Below are 23618 nucleotides of genomic sequence, written 5' to 3' on the forward strand. Positions count from 1 at the left end.
AAAGTCGTAACATTATACGTTTAGAAGGAGTTCTGCTCCTTATTTTCTATTACGAGAGCCAAAGCTCCCTCGGAACAGAACGCTAATAACCAATAACTTGGAACCAATTCATGGGTCGTAAACAATTTAATATCCCTGAAATTTATCATTCACCAATCATTCGCAAGGTGAAAGAGGCCAACAAGGTCATGGATCCCCGGAAGAAAGATCTGGATCCCAGCGTGCTCGATTTTGGTCCGGTACGTTTTTATGTGCCCCGCCACTTTGGATTCTGTTACGGCGTCGAAAATGCGATTGATATCGCCTATGATACGGTAGCTACTCATCGGGATAAGGATATTTACCTGTTAAGCGAAATGATCCACAACCCAACGGTCAATGAAGACCTGCTTGACCGGGGCGTGCAGTTCCTGTTTGAGACCGATGGCACCGAGCTTATCCCTATCGAGTCGTTGGATGAAGATGATATCGTAATTGTACCCGCCTTTGGAACCACTCTGGAGATCCAGGAAAAGCTTAAGCAACAGGGGATCGATCCCTATGAGTACAATACGACCTGCCCATTTGTAGAAAAGGTGTGGAAACGGGGCACCCAGCTGGGTAAAAAGGGCTATTCGCTGGTCATTCATGGCAAGCACCGGCATGAAGAGACGCGTGCCACCTTTTCTCACAGTGCCGACCACTCGCCATGCGTGGTACTGCTGAATCCTGAGGAGGCGCATATTTTGGCTGATATTCTCACCGGCGATCGCCCAAAATCTGATTTTGAAAAGTATTTTGGCCATAAGAGTACCGATGGCTTCGACCCTCATGAAGATTTGAAACACTTTGGGGTTATTAATCAGACGACTATGTTGGCTACCGAGACCGAAGAAGTAATGAATATTCTTAAAAAGGCTGCGATCCAGAAATACGGCAAGTCTGATATTCTTGATCATTTTGCAGATACTTCCGATACGCTCTGTTACGCTACCAATGAAAATCAGTCGGCCACGCTTGCCCTGGCCGATATCGATGCCGACCTATCCATCGTCGTCGGCGGCTATAACTCTTCGAATACCATGCACCTGGTAGAAATTCTGGAGCATGCCTTCCCAACTTATCACGTCCGAGATGCGGAGGAGATGGACGGGCCTGCCCTGATCCATCATTTTGATCAGTGGGATAAGGAGATGAAAGGGACTTCGGACTGGCTACCCATATCCAACGAAGAGCCCGTCGATATTGTCATTACTTCGGGGGCTTCCTGCCCGGATGTGTTGGTAGACGAGGTAATCCTGAAGATACTCTCCTACTTTAACACCGATCGCTCCTTGGAGGACGTTATTCAGCCTTTTGAGCAAAAGCTCGATTAGCTTACAGGTTAAGCTGAGGGGTTTGGAGTCTCCGTGTCAAGATATTTATTGCAAAACCTCACACACTGTCTTCTTAGGTCTTCCCTCACTCATCCAACACTAAAAAGTAGGCCACTTGCTGAGGTTTAAAGGAACGTATTTTGACATGGCTATTCCCGGAAACCTGCTCAATATTCGGCTTGACATAGCCCGTAGAATCGGTTTCTATCTGTTGATAATCGAGGTAGGATCTGAATAGTTTCTTGCCTTCGATATTAGCATATTCGCTGATCGGCACATCAAATATAACGGTAATGGAGGAAGGGCTATAGCTAATACTTCGGCCGGCCGGAAGGTTTCGAGTGTTGACCGGAACGCTTGTCTCTCCTTCTGTAAACTGCGAAACAGTACCTGTAAATTCAATTTCCTGTTGTGAGAGGCTAATTAATTTACTGGTTCTTAATTGCACCAATTGTGAAATATCACCAGCTACCCCGTTCATCGTCAATGAATCGGTTGGCCATGTAGTAATACTGTCAATCAATGATCTTGCCCCGCTGATGGTTACACTATCCGGCTGAAGATCAGGCTTCCCAATAAAACCGTACTGTCCTTCGAAAGAGACATCCAGCACGGGTCTTATGGGAACCTTTTTTGATATACGCGGCTCCAGATCGAGCGTTAGCATCAGGGGCTGCACCTTACTTACATTCACATCCGATACCGCTTTTACTTGTCCCTGAACCTGCTCATAGAGGTTTACCTGCGAGGCTGTAACATCCACATTAATCAAAGGCGGATTATTATAAAAGCTGAGCAATTTCCATCCCTCTCCTGTTACGCTCACTGATGCCGTCTCTGGCAGTTCCCGGGCAAGGGCCTGGTCCTCGGGGACTGCTCCCCCCTGGATAGGCACATCAATATTGAGGTTGTACATCCGATTTAAGTTAACCATAAACCAGAGGCACACGGCCAATATAAAAGCCACTATAAAAACGACAATACGCTCACGCCCCATATCAGCGATCTCATCCTCATTGGATTTCTGGATGAGACGATCCCATAGGTCCAGTGCTTTATGCTTAAATTGTTCCAGCATGAATTTGATTCTCATGAAAAGCTTGTGCTGCCAATATACTCTGCATCTGTTCGCTTTGCAATAGTATTAGGAACGAACTACAATCTCTTTAATGATCTTTTCGTCTATACGGTCATTCAGCTTCTTGGCGATACTAAAACGTTTCATATGGATTTCATGCCGCCAGGCCGGATTTTTTACATGCACGACCAAATTCCCATATTCAAAGTGAATATTATCTGTTTCATCAGCAATACGTTTGCCGACAGTCTGTTCCCAGATAGATAAAACCATACCTCGTTTCAACCTCTTGCGATGGGGGAAGTCATCGAGGAAATCCTTGAGCGCTTCTTTTAATGGCTTGGGACTATTTGAACGGTATCTACCCACTATTACTCACCTATTATTTGCTAATTAATGTTATTTCTCCCTGCTCAACTTCATACTTCCGATTATTCTGCCCATCGAATGAGATATATTCCCCAAAAGGAATTGGATGAGCGGCCGTTACAAAGGTCTGCCCCGCATGCTCAATGAGGGCATTCAGCAACACCTCCGTCCGCTGGGCATCAAGGTCGCCAAACACGTCATCCAGTAGAAATATAGGCAAATCATCAAGCTCTTCCGAAAAATATAAAAGTTGAGCTAATTTTAAAGCCAGTGCAAAAAGACGATGCTGGCCCTGGGAGCCAAATTTTCGAATTTCAAAATCATCCAGGTAGAATACAATCTCATCGCGATGCGGCCCGACAAGCGTTAGCTCCCGCTCTATTTCGTGATCTCCTTTCTGCTCCAGCTTAGCCTCGTACCGCTCGCGAATAATCTGCTCATCTTCGGAAGGCTCACAAAACGTTTCATATTTAAGGTGCGGCTCATGTTCCATACCCGAGATCACTTCATATTCACGGGCTAAATAATCCTGAAACTGATTGAGTACTTCAGTGCGCTTGGCTACAATACGCGAGCCATATTCCACCAGCTGAACGTTCCAGGGTTCCAGGTAAGCTTCCAACACTTTTCGGCTGCCACGAAACTCCTTAAGCAACTTATTACGCTGTTTCCTCACTTTTCGAAAGTCAATAAGATCTTGTAAATACCGAGGAGAAATTTGGCTGATGAAGGAATCAATAAACGATCTGCGCTGCTTGGGCCCTTCGCTGGTTAACTTTTTATCGCTCGGTGCTAAGACAACGACCGGTACCATACCGATCAAATCGGATAGACGATCCAACGGACTTTCGTTGACAAATATTTTCTTCCCTTCTCCACGCGAATAGGAACAGCTGACATCAAAACTGGAGCGTATGTTCCCCTCAAAGTGTCCCTTGATCGTAAAATAGGGTGCATCGTAACTCACCACATAACGATCACTGTTTGAGACAAAACTGCGGCTCATGCACAGGTAGTGGATGGCATCAATAAGGTTGGTTTTACCGGCCCCATTCTGGCCGATAATGACATTCATCCGTGGAGCCCAATCGATATTGGTCTCAAGATGATTTCGAAAATTTTGGAGCTGTAAGTTTGTGATACGCATCCAACAACATTACCCACCCTTCCGGATATGCTAAAGAAATATGAGGCAGGTCGTTTTCAACCTGCCTCATAAATGCTAATAGTTAATTAATTAGAGACCAAATACATCACCGCCCATAAAGATGGCGTTGTCTCCCAGTTGCTCTTCAATACGCAACAGCTGGTTATATTTGGCAATACGGTCTGTACGACTCATAGAGCCTGTTTTAATTTGTCCCGCGTTGGTCGCAACGGCCAAATCAGCAATAGTTGTATCTTCAGTTTCACCAGATCGATGCGAGATGACAGCCGTATAACCATTCTTGTGGGCCATCTCAATAGCATCCAATGATTCGGTAAGGGTTCCGATCTGGTTGACTTTGATCAGGATCGAGTTAGCCACGCCCTGCTGAATACCCTTGGCCAGTCGTTCAGTGTTGGTCACGAACAGGTCATCACCAACCAACTGCACCCGATCGCCAATAGCATCCGTCAGCTTTTCCCAGCCGTCCCAGTCATTTTCATCGAGGGCGTCTTCAATAGATACAATAGGATACTGGTCCACCCAGTTGCTCCAGAATTCTACCATCTCCTCATTGGTACGTTCACTACCATCGCTCCAGCGAAATTCATACACTTCCTTTTCGGCATTATAGAATTCAGCTGTAGCAGGATCAAGCGCAATAACCACTTCTTCTTCGGGTACATAGCCCGCTTTTTCAATAGCTTGCAGAATGACCTCTACGGCCTCTTCGTTGGAATCCAGGTCAGGAGCAAAACCTCCTTCATCGCCAACCGCGGTATTATAATTCTTTGAAGCCAGTACGCTCTTCAGGTTATGAAATATTTCGGAACCCATGCGCACCGCTTCAGAAAAGGTTTCTGCGCCATTGGGCATAATCATAAATTCCTGCAGATCAACATTGTTATCGGCATGCGATCCCCCGTTGATAATATTCATCATCGGCAGTGGCAGCATTTTGGCATTCACTCCGCCAATATATTTCCATAATGGAATATTCAGTGCATTTGCAGCGGCATCAGCTGCGGCAAGCGAAACGCCCAGAATAGCGTTCGCCCCCAAATTTCCCTTGTTCTCGGTACCATCGATTTCCAAAAGCGTGTTATCAACTTCTACCTGATTAAAGACCTCAAAACCTCCCAGCTCATCATTAATAATGGTATTGACATTACTAACGGCTTGGGAAACACCCTTGCCCAGGTAAGCATCAGAATCTGAATCGCGCAGCTCAACGGCCTCGTGCTCTCCGGTTGAGGCTCCTGAAGGAACAGCTGCTCGCCCCATCACTCCATTCCTCAAAACAACATCGACTTCGACCGTAGGGTTGCCACGGGAATCAATAATTTGACGTGCAATAATTTCGTCTATTAAACTCATACTCCTTTATGTTAATTTCCGGTGAAATTGATGGTAAAGGTACAAGGTTTTTACCTATGGATAAAGGAGAAAAAGGAAGGAGTGCAAGATGCCTGATACCGGATCCAAGATGGATAGTTAGAGTTCAGAGGCTCAAAATTTGGTTCGTACTGCGTATTCCGTAAAGAGCAAGTTAATACGCACTACGAAATACGTAATATTTAAACAAAACTCTGGCAGAAATAGGAAGATAGCCACTCAAAACTCACTACTACCACATACCGCCGAAACTAAACTTAATTTGAGGAGTTCCGAAATATTTTTGGGCATCGAAGAACGGTTCAGTTTCTGCAACAGTACCTGACTCATTATAGGATACGGCTCGCCGAGGCTCCATAATTTGCAGGCCCGGATCGAAATAGTAAAAGAAATAACCAAATTCTACTTTGGTGCGCGTTCCAAAAGAACTCCCAATATCAGCTCCAATCTTAATCTCTCCCGCGTATCCCCACTCGGTGCTTCCCTCACTCCAGCCGGTAAAGAAATCATTGATCTGTTCATTGGGAAATAAAAATCCATCTTGAATCACAAAGTCCCGAAGTCCATTTTCATTACTGTCATCCACATAAGGATAGGTAAAGGCCATGGCTGGTCCGGCGGCAGCACCTACATAAACCCGAAAGCTGTCTTGGATTTTATTCGCAAAGATACGTTGCTCTAATCCAAACAAAAAAGGAAACCCAAACGCACGTTTATATTTATTGGGGATGGTGCGATTGCCCGTAAAGAAACTTTGGTAGGTCTGTTCGCTCACATCACGTAAACCGGTAATGCCGGTCTTGAAGGTAAATTCTGTGTAGTCACTCAGTACTTTATTGAAATGTCCCCCTACACCAAATCCAAAATTATTCAGCATGATATCAAATCCAATTTCGGAACCATATCCTTCCGTCAGAGGAGTTTTTGGTTCCGGACTTTCAACAACCTCCGGCTCCTCCAGCTGTGCCTGTGCTTGATTTGTAAAAGCACCTACTGTTAATACCAGTACCAACGCAGCCCAACAATATTTATCTCCGAGAATTTTCATAATCATAGACCTCTTTTAACAATCAACGCTACTATACTTTACCAGTTAACAATTAAAATCTCAATAAATTGTAAGATATTTAAAAATTGCTTATATATTTCAGTTATTTATACGCACTAAATTTGATTATGGATTCAGAAAGGCGTTTATTCAGGCTGTTTAGAAGTTAGGTAATTAAGCAACCGAAGTATAACATATTATGAGTTCTGTAAGCAAGTATCTTGTTTTCGGGCCTGCCGGCACACTAAAAAGAATGCCGACACAACTTTTTAATACTATTGAGCCCAAATATTATTATCAATATGAATCTTCTGATAACAGCGACGAGGTTCATGTTGCGGTTTTTGAGGAGTATGAAAAACAGATTAATGCCAGTGTCACACTCACCTGTGTTATTGAGTTCACCGGCAAACAAAATCGCTTTGAGCTTAAAAAAACCGGTGGACGCATGGGCTTTCGCGGCAGTTCTCTGGATGAAGAAAAACGAACGATCGATGATGAAGTAACCGACTTTATTCTCGACTTTGCCAAACGCTTCGGACTTACCGTTCAGAAAGAAGAGGAACAGACACCGGAAGAGGAGTCTGAATAAGCCCTATTTTTACGTATGGGACAAAAGGTTAAGGAATGGACGGTCCTTTCCATGCTGGAATGGGCCACCGATTATTTTGAAGAAAAAAATATACCAGATCCCCGGCATAGTATTGAATGGCTATTAGCCGAGATACTCAATATTAAACGTTTGGATCTGTATTTAAAATTCGATCGTCCACTCTCCCCTGCCGAGCTTGATGAGCTACGCCCTTTGGTAAAACGTAGGGCCGATCACGAGCCCTTGCAGTATATAATCGGCTACTCGGACTTCATGAATGCCCGCATCTCTGTAAATCCTGATGTCCTTATCCCTCGCATTGAAACCGAACAACTGGTAGAAATCATCCTGGAGGACCATCAGGAGAAACAAAAAGAGCTTTCGGTGCTGGATATTGGTACAGGCTCGGGCTGCATCCCCATTGCGCTTAAAATAGAACGGCCATCGTGGCAGGTATCAGGCATTGACATATCTGAAGATGCCTTGGATACCGCCCGACAAAATGCGGCACAAAATGATGCTGAGATTAATTTCCAGAAGGGAGATATTTTAAGTCCGGAATCCATCGCCTCTCCCTCTCAACTTCATATCATCGTTTCCAACCCTCCCTACATTACTCCGGAAGAAAAGGAGACCCTTGAACCCCAGGTTCGAAACTACGAACCGAGGGGTGCGCTGTTCACTGAAGACATGAACAAGCTATACGGACAAATTATCCAATTTTCGCAAGAACACCTCTCGCCCAAGGGAGTACTCTACCTTGAACTGCATGAGCGCTATGCGCAGCAAATTCAGCAGCTTTTTGACCAATCTACTTGGAGAACCACCCTACAAAAAGACTACGATCAAAAAGAACGATTTTTAATTGCTCGTCCCACCTAAATGGCCTTAAATAGTGGGGGCGTACATTCCTGCTAACGGCCAAATATAAAGAGCCCGAAACAATCAACAATTATGTGTGGATAACTTGTTGAAAACTTTTTTTACAAGGTTATCTGCGTGTTAGAAAAAGGTAAAATCATTGTTAGCGCAGTATTATGTACTGTCAAGCACTTTTTGATAGAAAAGGTAGAAAAATACTAACCTCATGCCTCGCAGTTAATTACAGTGTTTAGAGTAATGTGGATAACTTTTGAATTACTGGGCGACATTTTTTTGACATCTGTCCGCGAAATTGCCATCTTCATTCCAGCCTAATTAGTGACAGCACCCAGATAGTGTGGATAACTTACAGGCCTATTAGCACATTAACTCATTAAGAAATAGGAGGTCACAGACCGTTGAATACGCTTTCTGCCGAAGCTGCTTGGGAGCAGTGTCTGGAAATCATTCAGGATAATATCAGCTATCAAAAATATAAGTCATGGTTTGAACCCATTGATCCCGTTAAGCTTGAGGATAATACACTTACCATTCAGGTACCCAGTCAATTTTGGTATGAATGGCTGGAAGAACATTATTATGGGATGTTGCGGTCAACACTTGCGAAGGTATTAGGAAAAGATGGAAAGCTTGAATACTCGGTTGTTCTTGAAAAATCTGATAATGAAACCGACAACCGATCAGTCAACCTTCCACAGCGCCCGACACCGCCCGACAATAATCAGAACCAAGATATGAGCGGTTATTCCGAATACAGTCCGGGAAAGATTGAAAACCCTTTTGTTATACCGGGCATCCAGAAGACTAAAATTGATTCGAACCTTAACAGTAACTATGTATTTGAACGATACATAGAAGGAGATTGTAACCGACTTGCTCGTTCTGCGGCTATGGCTATTGCCGAGAATCCGGGTAGCAACTCCTTTAACCCTTTTTTCATTTATGGGGGTACGGGACTGGGAAAGACGCACCTGATCCAAAGTATTGGCAATAAAGCCAAACAGGAACATGGGGATGAGTTAGCTGTTCTATATATATCCTCGGAAAGTTTTACGAATGAATTTGTTCAGGCCATCCGGAACAACCGGGCCAGCGAATTTACGATGTTTTACCGGCAAATTGATGTCCTTATTGTCGATGACATCCAGTTTTTTAGCGGCAAGGAGAAGACCCAGGAAGAATTTTTTCATATTTTTAATGCTTTACACCAGGATGGTAAACAAATTATCCTGAGTAGTGACCGCGCCCCCCGTGAGATACCCGACATTGAAGAACGACTCATTTCTCGCTTTGGGTGGGGGCTCAGTGCTGACCTTCAAATTCCCGAGTATGAAACGCGATATGCTATTCTGGAGCGCAAGGCCAATGACAATGGCATTGAGCTTTCGCACGAAGTGCTTGAATTTATCGCACATAACTTTAAATCGAATGTACGCGATCTGGAAGGCGCAATCATCAAGCTTCTGGCTTTTGCCTCGCTGCAGCATGTGGATGAGATTGAACCTCAAATGGCGAAGCAAGTGCTCAGGGATATGATCAAAGAATCGCATACCACGGTCTCTATTGAGCAGATCCAAAACTACGTTTGCGATTACTTTGAAATCGATACCAATAAGGTGCGTGAAAAGACACGCAAGCAGGAAATTGTAGAAGCTCGACAAATTGCGATGTATTTATCCAAGCAATTTACCGACTCCAGCCTCAAAACGATTGGCTTGCACTTTGGTGGGCGAGATCACTCTACCGTCATCCATGCTATTTCCACTGTAGAAGAGCGTATGCAGACGACTGCCAAACAGAAACGGATGGTTGATGAGTTGTATCAAAAAATAGAAATGGCCACGCTGTAAGCCCAAATGGATACCCTGACCTTAAAAAAGTTACACTTTACCGCCTACCATGGCTTTTATGAAAAAGAGCGGCAAGAAGGCAACGAATTTGAAGTGGACCTGGTATTTTCAGCTTATTTAAAGACCGCCGGCGAAAGCGATCAGCTGGATGATACCATTGACTATCAACAGGTGGTGCAAATTGTACAGGATATTATGGAGGGTCCTCCGCAAAAATTAATAGAGACACTCACCAAACGTATCGGCGACCAGCTTTTTGAGCGTTTTGAACAAGCACAGACCTTGGAAGTAGCCGTCCGCAAACTTAACCCTCCCCTCGACGTAGAAACTGCTTACTCCGAAACTCGTATGACATGGCAACGGTCGTAGTCGCCCTTGGCTCCAACGTTGGCGACCGTCGCCAACATCTCTCAGATGCCAAAACCTTTTTAACGGATGTATCCACCGCTTCGGTTACGGCCTCTTCTATCTATGTTACCGAACCTATTGGTCCCTCCACACGCGACTTTTACAATGCTGTCGTCATGCTCCATAGTTCTGAGCAAGCCGAATCCCTGATCCAACAATTCAAACAGTTTGAAGCGAATCATGGTCGATCCGGCAACCGGCCGCGCTGGAGCGCCCGTACTATTGACCTGGATATTATTTCTTACGGCCACTTGGTGATTCAATCGGATAACCTTATCATTCCTCACCCGGAATACCACAAACGTTTGTTTGTGCTAGAGCCCTTGCGTGAGCTTATGCCAGAGTGGATTGATCCAAAATCCCATGCTACCGTAGGCGAACTTATTGCACAGGCTCCGGATATGCGAATTACGAAATTGGATCTGCGTTGGTAACCATGGAAAATAACTTCGATTTTATTGCCATCGAGGGTGTCATTGGGGTCGGTAAAACCTCCCTGGCCAAACTCATCACGGAGCGTTATAATGCCCGCCTGGTATTGGAACAGTTTGAAGACAATCCATTCCTGCCCAAGTTTTATGATGATCGTGAACGGTATGCCTTTCCCACACAAATGGCCTTTTTAGCCAGCCGCTTTAAACAGCAGCAAAAAATGCTGAGCAAGGATCTCTTTCAACAGATGACTATTTCGGATTATATCTTTGAAAAGGATCGGATCTTTGCACGTTTAAACCTGGATGATGATGAATTAGCGCTCTATGACTCAATCTTTGAGATTATGACCGGCATCGCGGCCAAACCCGATCTGGTTATTTACCTGCAGGCCTCTGTTGATCGTCTGATGGAAAATATCCGCCAACGTGATCGTGATTATGAGCGGCAAATCTCCCGTTCATACCTTGAGGAACTAAGTAAAGCGTATAATCATTTCTTTTATAACTACAATAAATCACCACTTATAATCATTAATACATCAGAGATTGATTTCGTAAGTGATGAAAAACACTTAGATTATATAGACGAACAAATTTTCAATCAACCCATTCGCGGTAATACGCAAATTCATATTATTCCTGATTAGCCATAATGATACGCACACTTTTAGTCATTGTGCTGGTGTATTTTCTTATAAAAATCATCGGCCGTCTATTTTTATCTTCCGGAAGCAAAAACAGCCGTAAAAGCAAGGCTCGGGTTTTCTACGATACTTTTCGTCAGTTTCAGCAAAATCAGCAGCAACACCAAAACCAACGATCTAATCAGAAACGTGGAGGTGATCGTTTTGAAGAGGTTGAAGAAGCTGAATTTGAAGACGTTACGGAAAAAGATAATTCTACCGCTAAATCGTCTGATTAACGCCTGAACTTTGCTTATCTTTAAGGTCAAAAATTATTGTTGACATCATCTTTTTAATATTTAATTTGAAAGTTTTCATTTCGCATGAATTTTGAAGAACAGTTAGAAGAAGGATTGTCTCTGCTCCATGAAGGAGACTATGACCACGCGCTTGATATTTCTCACCAGCTCCAAAAAATGGAGCCTGAGTCTGCCGATGGATACCACCTGGAAGGAATGGTATTTCAAAAACTAAATCAGTGGGAAAAAAGCATTGATGCACTGGCTAAAGCCATTCAAAAAAATGACGAGAAAAGTGGATTTTATAACTTGCGCGGCTTTGCCAACTTGCAGCTTGAAAACTTAGACGAGGCAAAAAAAGACTTTGATAAGGCCATAGATTTGGATGATTCCCCTGCTGCCCATCGTAACAGGGTTCTGCATATGATCATGAGCGATAACGGCAACGAAGCCATCAGCTACCTGCTGGACCGTATTCGTAATAATCCCAAAGACGTTGAAAATTGGATTTTGATGGGAGATCTTATGCAGCGTGCCGGTCAGGGTGCCAAAGCTCGCACATATTACGAGCAGGCACAGAAAATGGATCCTGATAACGAATATGTTAAGGAACAGCTGGCCGAAATTTAGTCCTGCCCCAAAATCTATTTTGAGGTGTTAGGATGCTTTCTCTAAGGTAATTTGCCCTTCCGAGGTAAGGTACAAAATTTGTATTTCTACCATTGGGATTTAATAATGAATCATTTATATTAGGGCTCTGAAATTATTACCCTCAATGCCCTGGTGGCGGAATTGGTAGACGCGCTGGCTTGAGGGGTCAGTTCTCATTATGGGAGTGCTGGTTCGACTCCAGTCCAGGGCACGCTAACCCTTGTAAGTCATTGGCTTGCAAGGGTTTTTAATTTTTACCCAAATCCATTCTCCATCCTTTACACCAAAATTCTTCGGTGTCTACTTAAAAGGAGCAGCCCCAATACTAATAGCGGAAGGTGCCTTTACAAAATTTTCTGGTGTTCAATCTAAGCCATTAATCGACTTAAAGCCTTAGTGTCAAATTTCCTGGCTTATAACCTTTACCTCAGATAAGAGGCACGCTCCATTTTTAGCATATCTCATCCAGCAATATTGCTTTACCTCTCATTTATAAATCTCTTACCCCTACCGAAATAATCTGAGGTTTGACTACCTCCTCATAATCCTTGTAGCCCATTTTTACCAATTCATTATGAGTACCAGCATTAAATGCGATCTCCTCATCCTCTGTCAAGACTTCCGCTACCAGAGTATCCATCTCATAGAAATTACCAAACGGTGGCATAGCCCCCAGCTCACAGTCCGGGAACAGATCACCGAACTCTTCTTCGGTAGCCAGTTCTACTTTGTCAGCACCCAGCGTATCCTTTATGGAGTCAAAGTCAATGTTATGTGTGGAGGGAAGTACCACCATCTTCATATCTCCATCGGCTTTTACTATTACGGTTTTAACCATATCCTTTCCCGGGATATGGGCAGAAGCAGCTACCTCCTGCGCCGTAAATGCCGGTGAATGCTTAACGACCACATATTTCTTGTCTCGTTCATCCAGATAATCTATCAATTTTTCTAACGGCATAAAGACCTCTTGGCTAAATTATGGCGTACTTAGCATATTATATAAATTTAGTTTAAGCGGCAAGCTTGTCTCAATTATTGGAATGGCCTTGGGGTTTTCTTTGCTGAAAGCTCAGCCAAAATTATAGCATCCCTATCAACAAATAAAACAAACCATAAGATCCTCTATTACAAGCACATAGGGCAATTGATGTTTTTATCTGATGGGGGTGGTCACAGCTAGCATCAAGGGATATGGATCCCGTATAAGATAATAAAAACTTAACTATAGCTGGTTTTCAAAAACTTTATAATAGCCTCTGGTAGAATCGGTTTTTGGATAAATCCAATTGCTCCCAACTCTTTTATTTTATCTTTTATCAATACTTCATCCAACGAAGAAATAAAGAGTACTGGCACATTTTGGCTGGGTGTGAAAGCTCGTATCTCCTTATATAGCTCAAAGCCATCAATAGTGGGCATATTAATATCTGAAATAATAAGTGTAGGTATTTCCTTTCTTAACCTTTCTAATAATTTGTATCCATCATTAAAGGTCTCTACTCTATAATTAAACCTACCCAGCAACTCTTCAAGCATGATATTATGCTCTTCATAATCATCAACTATAAATATTAATTCTATTTCCTTTGTTGCCTGCATGTAGTTTTATTTTTGAATATCGTTTCTAATATCTCCATCACTAAAAAATATTTTATAGATAGGTATTTATACAACAATAAAATATAATAGAATGGTAATATTAGATAAGAATAAAACTAAAACAAATATTCTACAACCCTTAGTCCCATATCTAAAATCTTATTAAGCTATGGGGAAAATAGTTATTAGAATCCGTTTCAGGATTTATCTTATAAACGACAACCTCTCCCATATGCTTTTATTCTGGTAAAGCATTCTTAGATAGGTGAATTACCCAGACAGCACACGTGCTTTTATATGAGCCCTAATAATAAATAGATAAGAAAGGTAATCCCTCCCGTTACAAGTGCATAGGGAAGCTGGGTTTTTACGTGGTCGAGGTGATCGCAACCAGCTGCAAGAGAGGACATTAACGTAGTATCAGAAATGGGTGAACAGTGATCACCAAAAACCCCACCTCCAATAATTGAAGATAAAAGCAAGGGGGTAGAAAGGGATAAATCCAGAGCAAGGGGAATTCCGATGGGAATCATTATTGCAAATGTACCCCAGGATGTACCTGTCGTAAAAGCAATGGCGCCTGAAGCTAAGAAAATGAGGGGTATAATAAGAAACTGAGGCAGGTAATCTCCGATGAGGGTCGCAATATAGGTTCCGGTCCCCAACGCCCTCAGACTTAGCCCCAGTGCAATAGACAAGAGCACAATGGTTACCAATGGCAACAGGTTGCCCATCCCTTTAAACGAAAGGTCAACCAGTTCTTTATGAGTATAAACTTTATCAATCCGAAGAAGCAGATAACCAACGGCAATAGCAAGAGAAGTGGCCCACAGAACGGAAGTTGCCCCTTCCCCCTGCATAATATTTCCATCTCCGGTTAACCATAAAAAGAATAGGATACCTCCCGTCATTATGCTTAAGGGGATAAGCATATATCGTGCTTTGGTTGGAGATTCAGTATCCTCCAGATCTGTTTCAGTATCGTAGGTCTCTTGTTTACGCATGGGACCATAGACTTTTCCACTTAACACGGTATAAAAAACCATACCCAGAGATAGTATTGCATAAAAGTTAAGCGGTATGGTAGAGGCCAGTACGGATACCGGACTTTCAATCTCATAATTGCCAATAAGCCCCAGCAAGTAAGCGCCCCAGCCGTTTAGCAGGATAAGTACGGCTACCGGCGCACAGGTGGAATCAACGATGTATGCCAGACGTTCCCGGCTCATCTTAAATTTGTCAAAAAGTCCCCGTGAAAGAATACCAGCCGTTAAAATACTGAGATTCGTTTCAATAAATATAAGCAGCCCGGTAATACTGGTTAACAGCCCTACCTGCTTTGGGGTTCGTGTGAGTCCTATCTGTGAAAGATGCCGGACAACCGCACTGACTCCACCAGAATCTTTGATATACTCAATCAAAATACCCACCATGAGGCTAAAAAGAAGGACACTCGTATTTGATGAACTTTCAAATACGGACACAATCCGTTCCAAAAGCTGTGTAAAGGCTAATCCCGGATGCAGAGAAGCGATAATCCATTCCGATAAAAAGAGGGCAACAAGCAACGAAAGTATGACTTCTTTACGCCAAAGCGCAATAGCTATGGCAGCAATAGGGGGTAAAATGACAATCCAGTCGAACATAAAGAGGCTATTTTCTTAAATCGAAACGGATGATAATGAAATTTAAGACGGCTGCCAATTTGAATTGAGCTTTTCTGAGCCTCTATCCCTAATTAATCATGCTAAATTGACATTTAACATTAATATGCGATTGGGAGCCCCTAAGATAGTTGGTATTAATAAGCAGTGTTTAACAGGAATAAGACCGGAGGCACCATGCTCAAGAAAATACTGACGATATTATCTTTTACGCTCATCTGCAACCTGCCAATACAGGCTCAATCAGTACATTTTGAATTAGATTATCAATCTTTCCGTCCATTTGTACACTTTCAGCTGGATTTCAGCTCCCACTCCTACCATCGTTCCTACCGTTCGGCCTATCTAAAGGGCTATATGGACGGAGTGAACGACGCCTACTATTATGATCATCGTTATGCCGATATGGTACGTGATGCCCGAATTTATGAGACTGGTTACCAAGATGGATACAGGGATCGCTCATTGATCATACGCTTGCGGGGGCACGACTGGTACCATCGCCATCGATTCGCCTACGATGACTATTATGCTCCCTCCTATTCGGTTCGTATCTGGCTGAGTGGTTTAAGCCTGGCCTTTTTGCACGCCCCGGAGCGCCGGTTACCACGCCACTGGAAGCGAAGAGCACACCCCCGGTTTAAAAAGTATCGCAAATGGTATAAACAGCGTCGACATCGAAAAAGATACGATGATGATTACTATGACGATGATGACTACCGCCGATATGCAAACATTGAAAGACGATATAAAAAGCGAATTAAACGCTACAAGCGCAAAGCGCACAGGATGAAAAAGCGACACCGTAAAAAAGCTTCTTATGATCGTAAAAAACGATCAAGGGCTCGGTTTAAATCTAACTCTAACAGAAGAGTTCAATCACAGCGAAAATCTCGACGGGTTAAACGATCTAGCCCCAGGCAACGAAGATCTGTCCAAAAGGCAAACAAGCGTCGAAGTATAAAAAAGGTGCAGAAACGCTCCCAGAACCGGAAAAAAAGATCCGTTCGCAAAGCAAAAAGTCGACGTGGTCGAAAAGCCGTTAAGAAACGATCTGACAACCAGCGGAAGCGTGGCACCGTAAAAAGATCACGCGGCAACAAAAAAAGCAAAGGCCGTAGCGGTGGACGAAGCCGCAGTCGAGGCCGAGGTAACATATAATAACCTGAATTTGAGATAAAAACTTTAAAACTATAACGGTCTTTGTCGGACCCCATCTTATTCTTCCCCTAAGTAATTAGGGGAAGAGACGCCTTATCAGATTCAATTAATCATTAAAGCGTCCCTCTCCCTGCCTAAGTAGGGAGAGGACAGGAGTGGATCAACAAAGGGTAACAAACCGAAACTTTACGTGATTTGTTGTATCGAACTTACGTCATAGTATCCAACCAAGATACACTCCATATTCCCTTCCCATTTCCGGGAAGGGTTTATGGATTTTCATCTATGTCATCAGCTTGGTTAAACAATTCAATTAATCATATATTGGAAGGCTCATAAACGGCCTTTTAATATAACTTACTTTTCCTTGAAGCTGGCACTCCTTTTCCCACAGTTTGCCCCCAATCTATATGATTTATCAATCATGTTGCAGGCCAATCGAATTATCCTGCTGGATGTTGAACAGTGGTCCCGCAAGAGCCGTATTCACCGCGCTAAAATTCGCGTTCCCAATGGCAGCCGGTGGATCAATATCCCCTTGCGTACCGAAGATCGTAAGAACGCCGTGGGTGAGGTTCGGATGGATCACTCCGAGGATTGGGTGACGCCACTGCTGCGTACTATTGAATATAATTATCGCAACAGCATTTATTATGATTTCTATGAACCGGAAATTAAGGCCGAATTTAAATCAGCTTATGACTTTACCTACCTGATGGACTTTGTGCTCCATATACAAAGTCGGCTCTTTCGATTTATGGATATCAACATTGAGTATGAATTAGCCAGCGAAGTTGAGGAATATACTTCCAACCCTAATGCACTGGTTGAAAGCTTGGGAGCCGACACCTTATTCCAGGAGCATGACAGCCGCCACTACCAGTGGCAGGCCGAACAGAAGGCCGAGCCTAAATTTGAACATCCTGAATATCATCAGCACTTCGAAAACTTTGAGCCCTGGTGCTCCATCTTAGATATCTTGTTTCAGTTTGGACCGGAGAGTTTTAAAATAACCGACCAACTCAATTCTCAGGAACCTCAATAGGGTATTCGCTGACCTTATATCCGCCAAAAATTCCAACTCCATTTTCTATATTGTCATATACTGGCACAGGCTCAGCAAAGGGATTTTCACTTAAATTATCCTGTAAAGAGAGTGTCTCCATATATTTAAAATAAGCTTCGCTCAGTTTTCTGATATATAGTATTACTTCGGTTTCCTGATCGCATATCTCAGACATAGGAGAACACTGTGTGCTTCCCACGGTTGTAGACAGATTTATTTTGTACGTTTTACCATTAAATAAAACATCATCCAATAATAGACGTCGCTGCCCATTTACTTCTTCGCCAAAGACCGGATCATCAGAAGAAAAAAATAATTCGTGCTCATAGGTTGTCGTATCTATCTCTTCACCATATAAAGTAATTTTCTGCTTTCCATAAAGTTGGTAATAGTCCTCAGAATTGGAATCATCAAGCCAAATAGACAGGTTAATAAATCTTTGAGAACTGGAATTTCGCTTTACTTCATATTTTGTCATCATTGCTGAGTCAGCCGGAACGTTACCTGTAGCGGTAGCAGATGGGAATCCTTCTTTAGAAACTTTTATTTGATATGAACGGCCCGACTGGGGTTTCAGATCAGATGTATAAATCCCTGATTCTCCTTCTTGCATAGTCGTTAGTTCATCCCCTTCTTCGTCTGTCAACTTAACCGTCGCACCAGAAACTTTTTTAAATTCGCCATTATCCAATACAAACTGACTCTGTGATAAAGAAACCCCGAATGTACTATCTGGATGAAAAAGGCTGTTTACCACCAACTGATTTTCCTTGTTTGGGACATCCAATTGTACCACATTCTCGCATCCCCATAAACAAGTAACTGATATCAACATGCCAACTATCTTACGCATCATTAAAACTTAAGGCTATAGGTTACAGATGGAATGGTTGGAAACAAGCTGTATTGCACAAACTGCCGGCCCTCGTTAGGACCCCGGGATTGAATATCAATAAAAAACGGGTTCTTGCGATTGTAACCATTGTAGAGACCTATCGTCCAGGTCCGTTGTCCCCAACTTTTTTCTTTGGTCCAGCTTACATTCAGATCCAACCGGTGATAGGATGGCATCCGAAAACTGTTGCGACCCTCATAATGTTTGACGGACCCATTATTGCCGGCTCCGGGATACCGACCCGTCGGCAGCGTCACTGCATTACCCGTTCCATATACCCAATTTGCCGAATACTCCAGCCCTTTACGTGGGCTGTAACTCCCCACCGCATTAATATCATGGCGGCGATCATATTTATAAGGATATGGTTCCCCAAAATTGATACCATCAAACTGTCGATTATTCCACGACAAGGTATAACCCAGCCAGCCGCTCCATTTTCCCACTTTCTTTTGTATGAACAACTCAGCGCCATAGCTTTCTCCTTCACCAGAAACCACTTTATCCTGCCAGCTTTCTTCAATGGATAAGTATGTCGCCCCTTCCTCATAAGCAATCAGGTTCTGCATGGTTTTGTAATATCCTTCCACGCTGACTTCAAAATCTTCAATCGTCTTGGCCACTCCCAATGCTGCCTGCTGTGCTCGTTGTGGCTTTACATTTTGCGTGGCTGGCACCCAAAGATCGGTGGGCAAACCAATCCCACTATTCGTTAGCAGGTGCACATACTGCGACATACGAGCATATGACCCTTTCAGGGCGATGCGGTTTGGCAACAAATAGTTAAAAGAAACCCTGGGCTCAATAGAATAATAAAGCTCATCATCTACGCTGTAAGCAGATGCGTGAAGTCCCGCATTTACCTTAAGGCGATCGGTTAGTTCCATCTGATCTTCAGCATAAGCAAATAGCTCCGTGGAAGAAGTTTCCTGTTTTCCCAGTGTGGTATCAGACTCAAAGCTTGATGAATAGGCGAAAACCCCGGGATTAAACTGATGATGCGTGGCACTAACTCCAAATTTTATGTTATGCTTTGGAGAGGGAATGAAATCATAATCAACTTTTGCTGCAAAATCATTGATACCGGACAAATACCTCGTGCTGGATTCGTCGCGATTCGTATTTGCATCCGAAGATTCTTCATCAATAGTAGTATTAAATACATTAAATTTGTACCGACTGTAGGTGAGTGTTACGTTACTAAATAGTTGCGGATTATAAATGTGATTCCACCGCAGGGATGTAATAATATTGCCCCATTTGAGTCCAAATTCGTCCTTTGAATAATATGTGGTTCCCGAACTGGTATAATTACTCTCGTCGCGCGAATATGCCTTATCCCTTCCTAAATAGCTGCTCATGTAAAGGCGGTCATTATTGGAAAAGCGATGGTTAATTTTTGCATTAACATCATAAAAATAATAACCGGCCACTCCATCCCCATTTGACTGTGACTTAATTATCGGACGTGCCAACAGATCAATATAAGTTCGACGTCCCGATACCAAAAAAGTCGTATTGTCTCCCAGCGGACCGTCAAGCGTAAGTTTAGAAGCAAGCAATCCAACCGATCCCGAACCTTTTAGTTTCTCTTTATTCCCTTCTTTCATGGTAATATCAACCACCGACGACAGGCGTCCTCCATACCGGGCCGGGAATCCACCTTTGATAAGCTCTACATTGTTGATAGCATTGGCATTAAATACAGAAACAAATCCAAATAGATGAGACGCATTATAGATCGGCACACCGTCAAGCAGGATCAAATTTTGCGAGGGACCGCCACCCCGCACATATAATCCGCTGGTTCCTTCGGTACCCGATTGCACGCCCGGAACCATCTGCAACGCTTTCAAAACATCCACTTCACCAAGAATTTGCGGCATCGACTTAATTTGCTCAACCGGTACCGTAACGGTACTCATCCGTGTCTCCTCCTCGATGGGCTGGTCGGCTGTAACTACCACTTCGTCCAACTCTTTACCGGCTGTTAAACCAATATTAAGCTCTACATCTTTATCCAGATCTAATATAATGCGTTCTGACTGATACCCCACATACGAAACGAGCAGTTCAACACTATCCCTGGAAGTGGTATAACTAAAAAATCCATAATTATTGGTGGATGCCCCATTTTGGTTGTCCACATTGTAGATATTGGCTCCAATCAAGACCTCACCGGTTACTTCATCTTTGACGTATCCGCTGATGGTATATTTCTGGGCAAATAAAGGTTGGACAGCAATGATGAATAATGATACGCAAAGTAGCGCTTTTGGCATTAAAATTGAATGAAATTCAGCTTTTGCGAATGAACAGTTATATTACTTTTCAATTTGCAGATTCGCAAATAGTCCATTTTAGTTAAAAGCTGCACGGTTAAAAATTGTAAAGTAAAAACCTCTCTAAGGGTATTTATAGATCTGTAACCGATAGCTTAACCGTCTTACTTTCAACATGTAATCTTCTACAGACACCATGGATTGTCAACGACATCTTTTCAACCTGCCAGCCAATCAACATTATCTTAACTGTGCTTATTTGTCGCCGCAGTTAAAACACGTAGAGGAAGCAGGCATACAGGGCATTCAGCGGAAAAACCATCCCTGGGAGATAAAGCCTGATGACTTTTTTGAAGATAGTCACCGGCTACGGTCACTTTTTGCTGATCTCATCAGCGCAGAAAGTTCGCAGTCGGTAGCTTTAATGCCGGCCGTCTCGTATGGAATGGCTACCGTAGCTCAAAATATTGATCCCCAAAAAGGAAACGAGATTATTCTTGCGGGCCAACAATTTCCAAGTAATTTCTATCCCTGGCAGAGATTCTGTGATCAGCATGACTGTACCCTCAGGATGATTGATCCGCCAAATACCTTTGAAGAACGTGGAAAGGGCTGGAATGAACGTATCCATTCTGCTATCGGAAGAAATACCCTCGCGGTAGCCCTTGGAAATGTCCACTGGACTGACGGTACGCTTTTTAAGCTCAAAGAAATTGCGGAACAGACGCGCTCCTCGGACGCCTACCTGCTGGTCGACGGAACCCAATCGGTCGGCGCCCTGCCCTTGGATGTCCAAGCTATTCAACCGGATGCACTCATTTGTGCCGGTTATAAGTGGCTTATGGGACCTTATTCAATGGCCTTCGGCTATTTTAGTGAGCGAATGCAGCAAGGTACTCCTCTCGAAGAAGGCTGGATTGTTCGTCAGAACAGTGAAAATTTCAGTCAGCTTGTCAATTATGAAGAGCAGTACCAGCCCGGGGCCCTGCGATTCGATGTGGGGGAACGCAGCAATTTCATCCTCGTACCCATGATGATTGAAGCCCTGAGGCAAATTATTGATTGGGAGCCTGCAAATATCCAGAACTATTGCGAACGGTTAACCTCCGATTTGGTTCAATCCTTGTCAGATAAGGGCTACCAAATTGAGGACCCGGAATGGCGGGGACATCACCTGTTTGGAATTCGTCTGCCCGAGCACCTTACGACCGAAGAGCTCCAGCCTCAACTGGAAAAAAGAAATATCCACCTTTCCCTGCGCGGGTCGGCCCTCCGCATTGCACCCAATGTCTATAACAACAAAGCAGATATCACCGCCCTGCAGGAAGTCCTTTCTGCCGTATGATAAAGGGTCCACCACAGAGGCAGACCCTGTCAATTACCCCTTACTCTGCTCTATGGAAAGTCATCAGCGTGTCGTTATCGGATAGTAACAGCAGCTGGCCCTGTTCAATGGTATAGCTGTTTACCTGTTGCAGGGCATCCATAAAGCGGGCCTCCATATCACCGGGGCAAGCCATCTTCGTTGAGATCATCTGTCCAAATGATAAACTATCATCTGTGACGGTTACCAAGTTACCGTTAATTTGATTGCAGCCGTTATTGCCATACACCTTGTTGTTCTTGAGGTCAAATTGCAAGTCGGGCACTTTACGCAAGCTATCCTGCTTGCTTACCTCCTTCCCTTTCAGGGCGTGTAAAGTCCAAAAATCGTGCAACGAATAGCGGTCATTGATAACATTTCCACATCCGCGATAGGACGTGCCGTCATAATCAACCACGACCCCATGTGTAAAAACCTCCCCCGACATATTGTCTATACAGCCGGTTGGATGTAGCGCTACTGTCAATACACCAGATTCTGTTTCCGTGACCAGGGTACGCGCCGCCGAAGCCGTATCCTGTTCCATATCCGGGACGGGTACCTGGATGGAGTCGCCGCCCAACGTGTGGAAATTCATCTCGCTATCGTAATCGATTGCTAATCCCCAGAAGGGCTCATTGCCGGCAGCCCTGAAATCAACGCCCTGCTCCCGAAGTTCTGCCCATTTCATGGAATCATCCTTGTCAGAGGCATCTTTTAGGTCGAGTACGTAATGATCCGCCAGGGATCCCGTAATTCGGTTGCCTTCTTGGTCCAGCATAACCAGGCTACTGTCATCCAGTGCAAACTGGCGGGCTTGGTCGCCTGAATCGCCCTTTAACACAATAAGGGTATCGTTTTCAACGCTCCAAGAGCCGCTTTCTGTAAAGGGACGATTGCTCTCGCCAATATAGATAGAGGAAGCGCTGTATTTTTGAGTCTCATCAAAGCTTATTTCGTACAGTATACCCGGGCAATCGGCGCATGGAATGATTCCACTGTAGGTGGCGCCTTCCAGCGATTGAATGGTTTGGGTACTTGTGGTATCCTCGGACTGGCCACTACAGCCACCAAGTATTACTGCTCCCGATATAAAAACCAACAATATTAGTATTCTCTGCATATGATTTGATTAAAAAATTAATATTTCTGTAGATACTCTTTGATAGTTTTTAATCCATATTGTTCCGCAAGATATGGGATGAACTCCAGACAAGTAAATATCATTTCCATTCAAATTAATAAGATAGGTCGATCCTCCCCTCCTCCTTCTCCCCCGAATTATCGGGACACGCAAGGAGGAACACATAACTCATTATGTGTGCTATATACAGCATTTTGAGCAAAATCTATTAATTCCCTCCAGAATTGAGCCTCTATCTTTAGGCTAATATGATAATCTACTATTAGCTGAGCCTTGTTAAAAACCATACAAGGGGTTCCACTATAATAAA

The 23618-nt window shown here is 43.6% G+C and carries 23 protein-coding genes and 1 tRNA gene; 13 read left to right on the forward strand and 11 right to left on the reverse strand.

Translation table 11 applies throughout. The features are described from left to right. Positions 1 to 110 precede the first annotated feature (110 nt). Entirely contained in the window at positions 111 to 1355 is a 1245-nt protein-coding gene (locus J6I44_RS11340; protein WP_265766243.1) for a 4-hydroxy-3-methylbut-2-enyl diphosphate reductase, read from the forward strand. Positions 1356 to 1440: 85 nt separating this feature from the next. Here the strand turns inward: J6I44_RS11340 and J6I44_RS11345 are convergent, their stop codons facing one another. The 5 genes from J6I44_RS11345 to J6I44_RS11365 form a co-directional block, all read right to left on the reverse strand. After that, a complete protein-coding gene (locus J6I44_RS11345) occupies positions 1441 to 2448 on the reverse strand; it encodes a CdaR family protein (protein ID WP_265766244.1) in 1008 nt (335 codons plus the stop codon). Positions 2449 to 2499: 51 nt separating this feature from the next. Continuing rightward, a complete protein-coding gene (locus J6I44_RS11350) occupies positions 2500 to 2802 on the reverse strand; it encodes a DciA family protein (protein ID WP_265766245.1) in 303 nt (100 codons plus the stop codon). A gap of 13 nt (positions 2803 to 2815) precedes the next feature. Beyond that, positions 2816 to 3949 (reverse strand): DNA replication/repair protein RecF, encoded by a 1134-nt coding sequence (gene recF / locus J6I44_RS11355; protein WP_265766246.1) that lies wholly within the window; start codon positions 3947 to 3949, stop codon positions 2816 to 2818. 90 nt (positions 3950 to 4039) lie between these two features. Continuing rightward, positions 4040 to 5326 carry a phosphopyruvate hydratase gene (gene eno, locus J6I44_RS11360; RefSeq protein WP_265766247.1) on the reverse strand — a complete coding sequence of 429 codons (1287 nt, stop codon included), beginning with the start codon at positions 5324 to 5326 and terminating at the stop codon, positions 4040 to 4042. A gap of 250 nt (positions 5327 to 5576) precedes the next feature. Then, positions 5577 to 6392: a hypothetical protein gene (locus tag J6I44_RS11365; RefSeq protein ID WP_265766249.1), complete on the reverse strand. Its 816-nt coding sequence runs from the start codon at positions 6390 to 6392 to the stop codon at positions 5577 to 5579. Between the two features lie 199 nt (positions 6393 to 6591). Between J6I44_RS11365 and J6I44_RS11370 the strand changes: the two genes are divergently transcribed. The 9 genes from J6I44_RS11370 to J6I44_RS11410 all read left to right on the forward strand — a co-directional run bounded on the left by J6I44_RS11370 (position 6592) and on the right by J6I44_RS11410 (position 12342). Then, positions 6592 to 6984 (forward strand): hypothetical protein, encoded by a 393-nt coding sequence (locus J6I44_RS11370; protein ID WP_265766250.1) that lies wholly within the window; start codon positions 6592 to 6594, stop codon positions 6982 to 6984. 15 nt (positions 6985 to 6999) lie between these two features. Further along, positions 7000 to 7866: a peptide chain release factor N(5)-glutamine methyltransferase gene (gene prmC / locus J6I44_RS11375; RefSeq protein ID WP_265766251.1), complete on the forward strand. Its 867-nt coding sequence runs from the start codon at positions 7000 to 7002 to the stop codon at positions 7864 to 7866. A 398-nt stretch (positions 7867 to 8264) separates the two neighbouring features. After that, on the forward strand, positions 8265 to 9716 hold the full coding sequence (gene dnaA / locus J6I44_RS11380) for a chromosomal replication initiator protein DnaA (RefSeq protein WP_265766252.1): 1452 nt from the start codon (positions 8265 to 8267) through the stop codon (positions 9714 to 9716). 6 nt (positions 9717 to 9722) lie between these two features. Continuing rightward, positions 9723 to 10085 carry a dihydroneopterin aldolase gene (gene folB, locus J6I44_RS11385; RefSeq protein ID WP_265766253.1) on the forward strand — a complete coding sequence of 121 codons (363 nt, stop codon included), beginning with the start codon at positions 9723 to 9725 and terminating at the stop codon, positions 10083 to 10085. Next, positions 10070 to 10558, forward strand: coding sequence for a 2-amino-4-hydroxy-6-hydroxymethyldihydropteridine diphosphokinase (folK, locus tag J6I44_RS11390; protein ID WP_265766254.1), 489 nt, complete (start codon positions 10070 to 10072; stop codon positions 10556 to 10558). The genes folB and folK overlap by 16 nt, the downstream gene beginning before the upstream one ends. Positions 10559 to 10560: 2 nt before the next feature. Continuing rightward, positions 10561 to 11205 carry a deoxynucleoside kinase gene (locus tag J6I44_RS11395; protein WP_265766255.1) on the forward strand — a complete coding sequence of 215 codons (645 nt, stop codon included), beginning with the start codon at positions 10561 to 10563 and terminating at the stop codon, positions 11203 to 11205. A gap of 5 nt (positions 11206 to 11210) precedes the next feature. Next, the gene (locus tag J6I44_RS11400; protein WP_265766256.1) at positions 11211 to 11480 is read left to right on the forward strand and encodes a hypothetical protein; all 270 of its coding nucleotides are present in this window, start codon (positions 11211 to 11213) and stop codon (positions 11478 to 11480) included. 84 nt (positions 11481 to 11564) lie between these two features. Further along, positions 11565 to 12110: a tetratricopeptide repeat protein gene (locus J6I44_RS11405; RefSeq protein ID WP_265766257.1), complete on the forward strand. Its 546-nt coding sequence runs from the start codon at positions 11565 to 11567 to the stop codon at positions 12108 to 12110. Between the two features lie 147 nt (positions 12111 to 12257). Further along, positions 12258 to 12342, forward strand: a tRNA-Leu gene (locus tag J6I44_RS11410). 279 nt (positions 12343 to 12621) lie between these two features. Here J6I44_RS11410 and J6I44_RS11415 read toward each other — a convergent pair. The 3 genes from J6I44_RS11415 to J6I44_RS11425 all read right to left on the reverse strand — a co-directional run bounded on the left by J6I44_RS11415 (position 12622) and on the right by J6I44_RS11425 (position 15379). Further along, positions 12622 to 13092, reverse strand: coding sequence for an aminoacyl-tRNA deacylase (locus tag J6I44_RS11415; protein WP_265766258.1), 471 nt, complete (start codon positions 13090 to 13092; stop codon positions 12622 to 12624). Positions 13093 to 13352: 260 nt separating this feature from the next. After that, positions 13353 to 13733 (reverse strand): response regulator, encoded by a 381-nt coding sequence (locus tag J6I44_RS11420; protein ID WP_265766259.1) that lies wholly within the window; start codon positions 13731 to 13733, stop codon positions 13353 to 13355. Between the two features lie 293 nt (positions 13734 to 14026). After that, positions 14027 to 15379, reverse strand: coding sequence for a Na+/H+ antiporter NhaC family protein (locus tag J6I44_RS11425; protein ID WP_265766260.1), 1353 nt, complete (start codon positions 15377 to 15379; stop codon positions 14027 to 14029). Positions 15380 to 15574: 195 nt separating this feature from the next. Between J6I44_RS11425 and J6I44_RS11430 the strand changes: the two genes are divergently transcribed. Both J6I44_RS11430 and J6I44_RS11435 read left to right on the forward strand, forming a co-directional pair. Next, positions 15575 to 16558 carry a putative RNA-binding protein gene (locus tag J6I44_RS11430; protein ID WP_265766261.1) on the forward strand — a complete coding sequence of 328 codons (984 nt, stop codon included), beginning with the start codon at positions 15575 to 15577 and terminating at the stop codon, positions 16556 to 16558. A 367-nt stretch (positions 16559 to 16925) separates the two neighbouring features. Continuing rightward, a complete protein-coding gene (locus tag J6I44_RS11435) occupies positions 16926 to 17603 on the forward strand; it encodes a WbqC family protein (protein WP_265766262.1) in 678 nt (225 codons plus the stop codon). Here J6I44_RS11435 and J6I44_RS11440 read toward each other — a convergent pair. Beyond that, positions 17581 to 18480, reverse strand: a complete 900-nt coding sequence (locus J6I44_RS11440) for a DUF4249 domain-containing protein (protein WP_265766263.1) — start codon at positions 18478 to 18480, stop codon at positions 17581 to 17583. The genes J6I44_RS11435 and J6I44_RS11440 overlap by 23 nt on opposite strands. Further along, on the reverse strand, positions 18480 to 20801 hold the full coding sequence (locus tag J6I44_RS11445) for a TonB-dependent receptor (protein WP_265766264.1): 2322 nt from the start codon (positions 20799 to 20801) through the stop codon (positions 18480 to 18482). The genes J6I44_RS11440 and J6I44_RS11445 overlap by 1 nt, the downstream gene beginning before the upstream one ends. Before the next feature lie 196 nt (positions 20802 to 20997). On the opposite strand from J6I44_RS11445, the gene J6I44_RS11450 reads away from it, so the two are divergent. Next, positions 20998 to 22146 (forward strand): aminotransferase class V-fold PLP-dependent enzyme, encoded by a 1149-nt coding sequence (locus J6I44_RS11450; RefSeq protein WP_265766265.1) that lies wholly within the window; start codon positions 20998 to 21000, stop codon positions 22144 to 22146. A 40-nt stretch (positions 22147 to 22186) separates the two neighbouring features. Here J6I44_RS11450 and J6I44_RS11455 read toward each other — a convergent pair whose 3' ends face one another. Next, positions 22187 to 23287, reverse strand: coding sequence for an META domain-containing protein (locus J6I44_RS11455; protein ID WP_265766266.1), 1101 nt, complete (start codon positions 23285 to 23287; stop codon positions 22187 to 22189). Positions 23288 to 23618 lie beyond the last annotated feature (331 nt).

It is taken from the genome of Fodinibius salsisoli, from assembly GCF_026229185.1.
Classification (GTDB): domain Bacteria; phylum Bacteroidota; class Rhodothermia; order Balneolales; family Balneolaceae; genus Fodinibius; species Fodinibius salsisoli.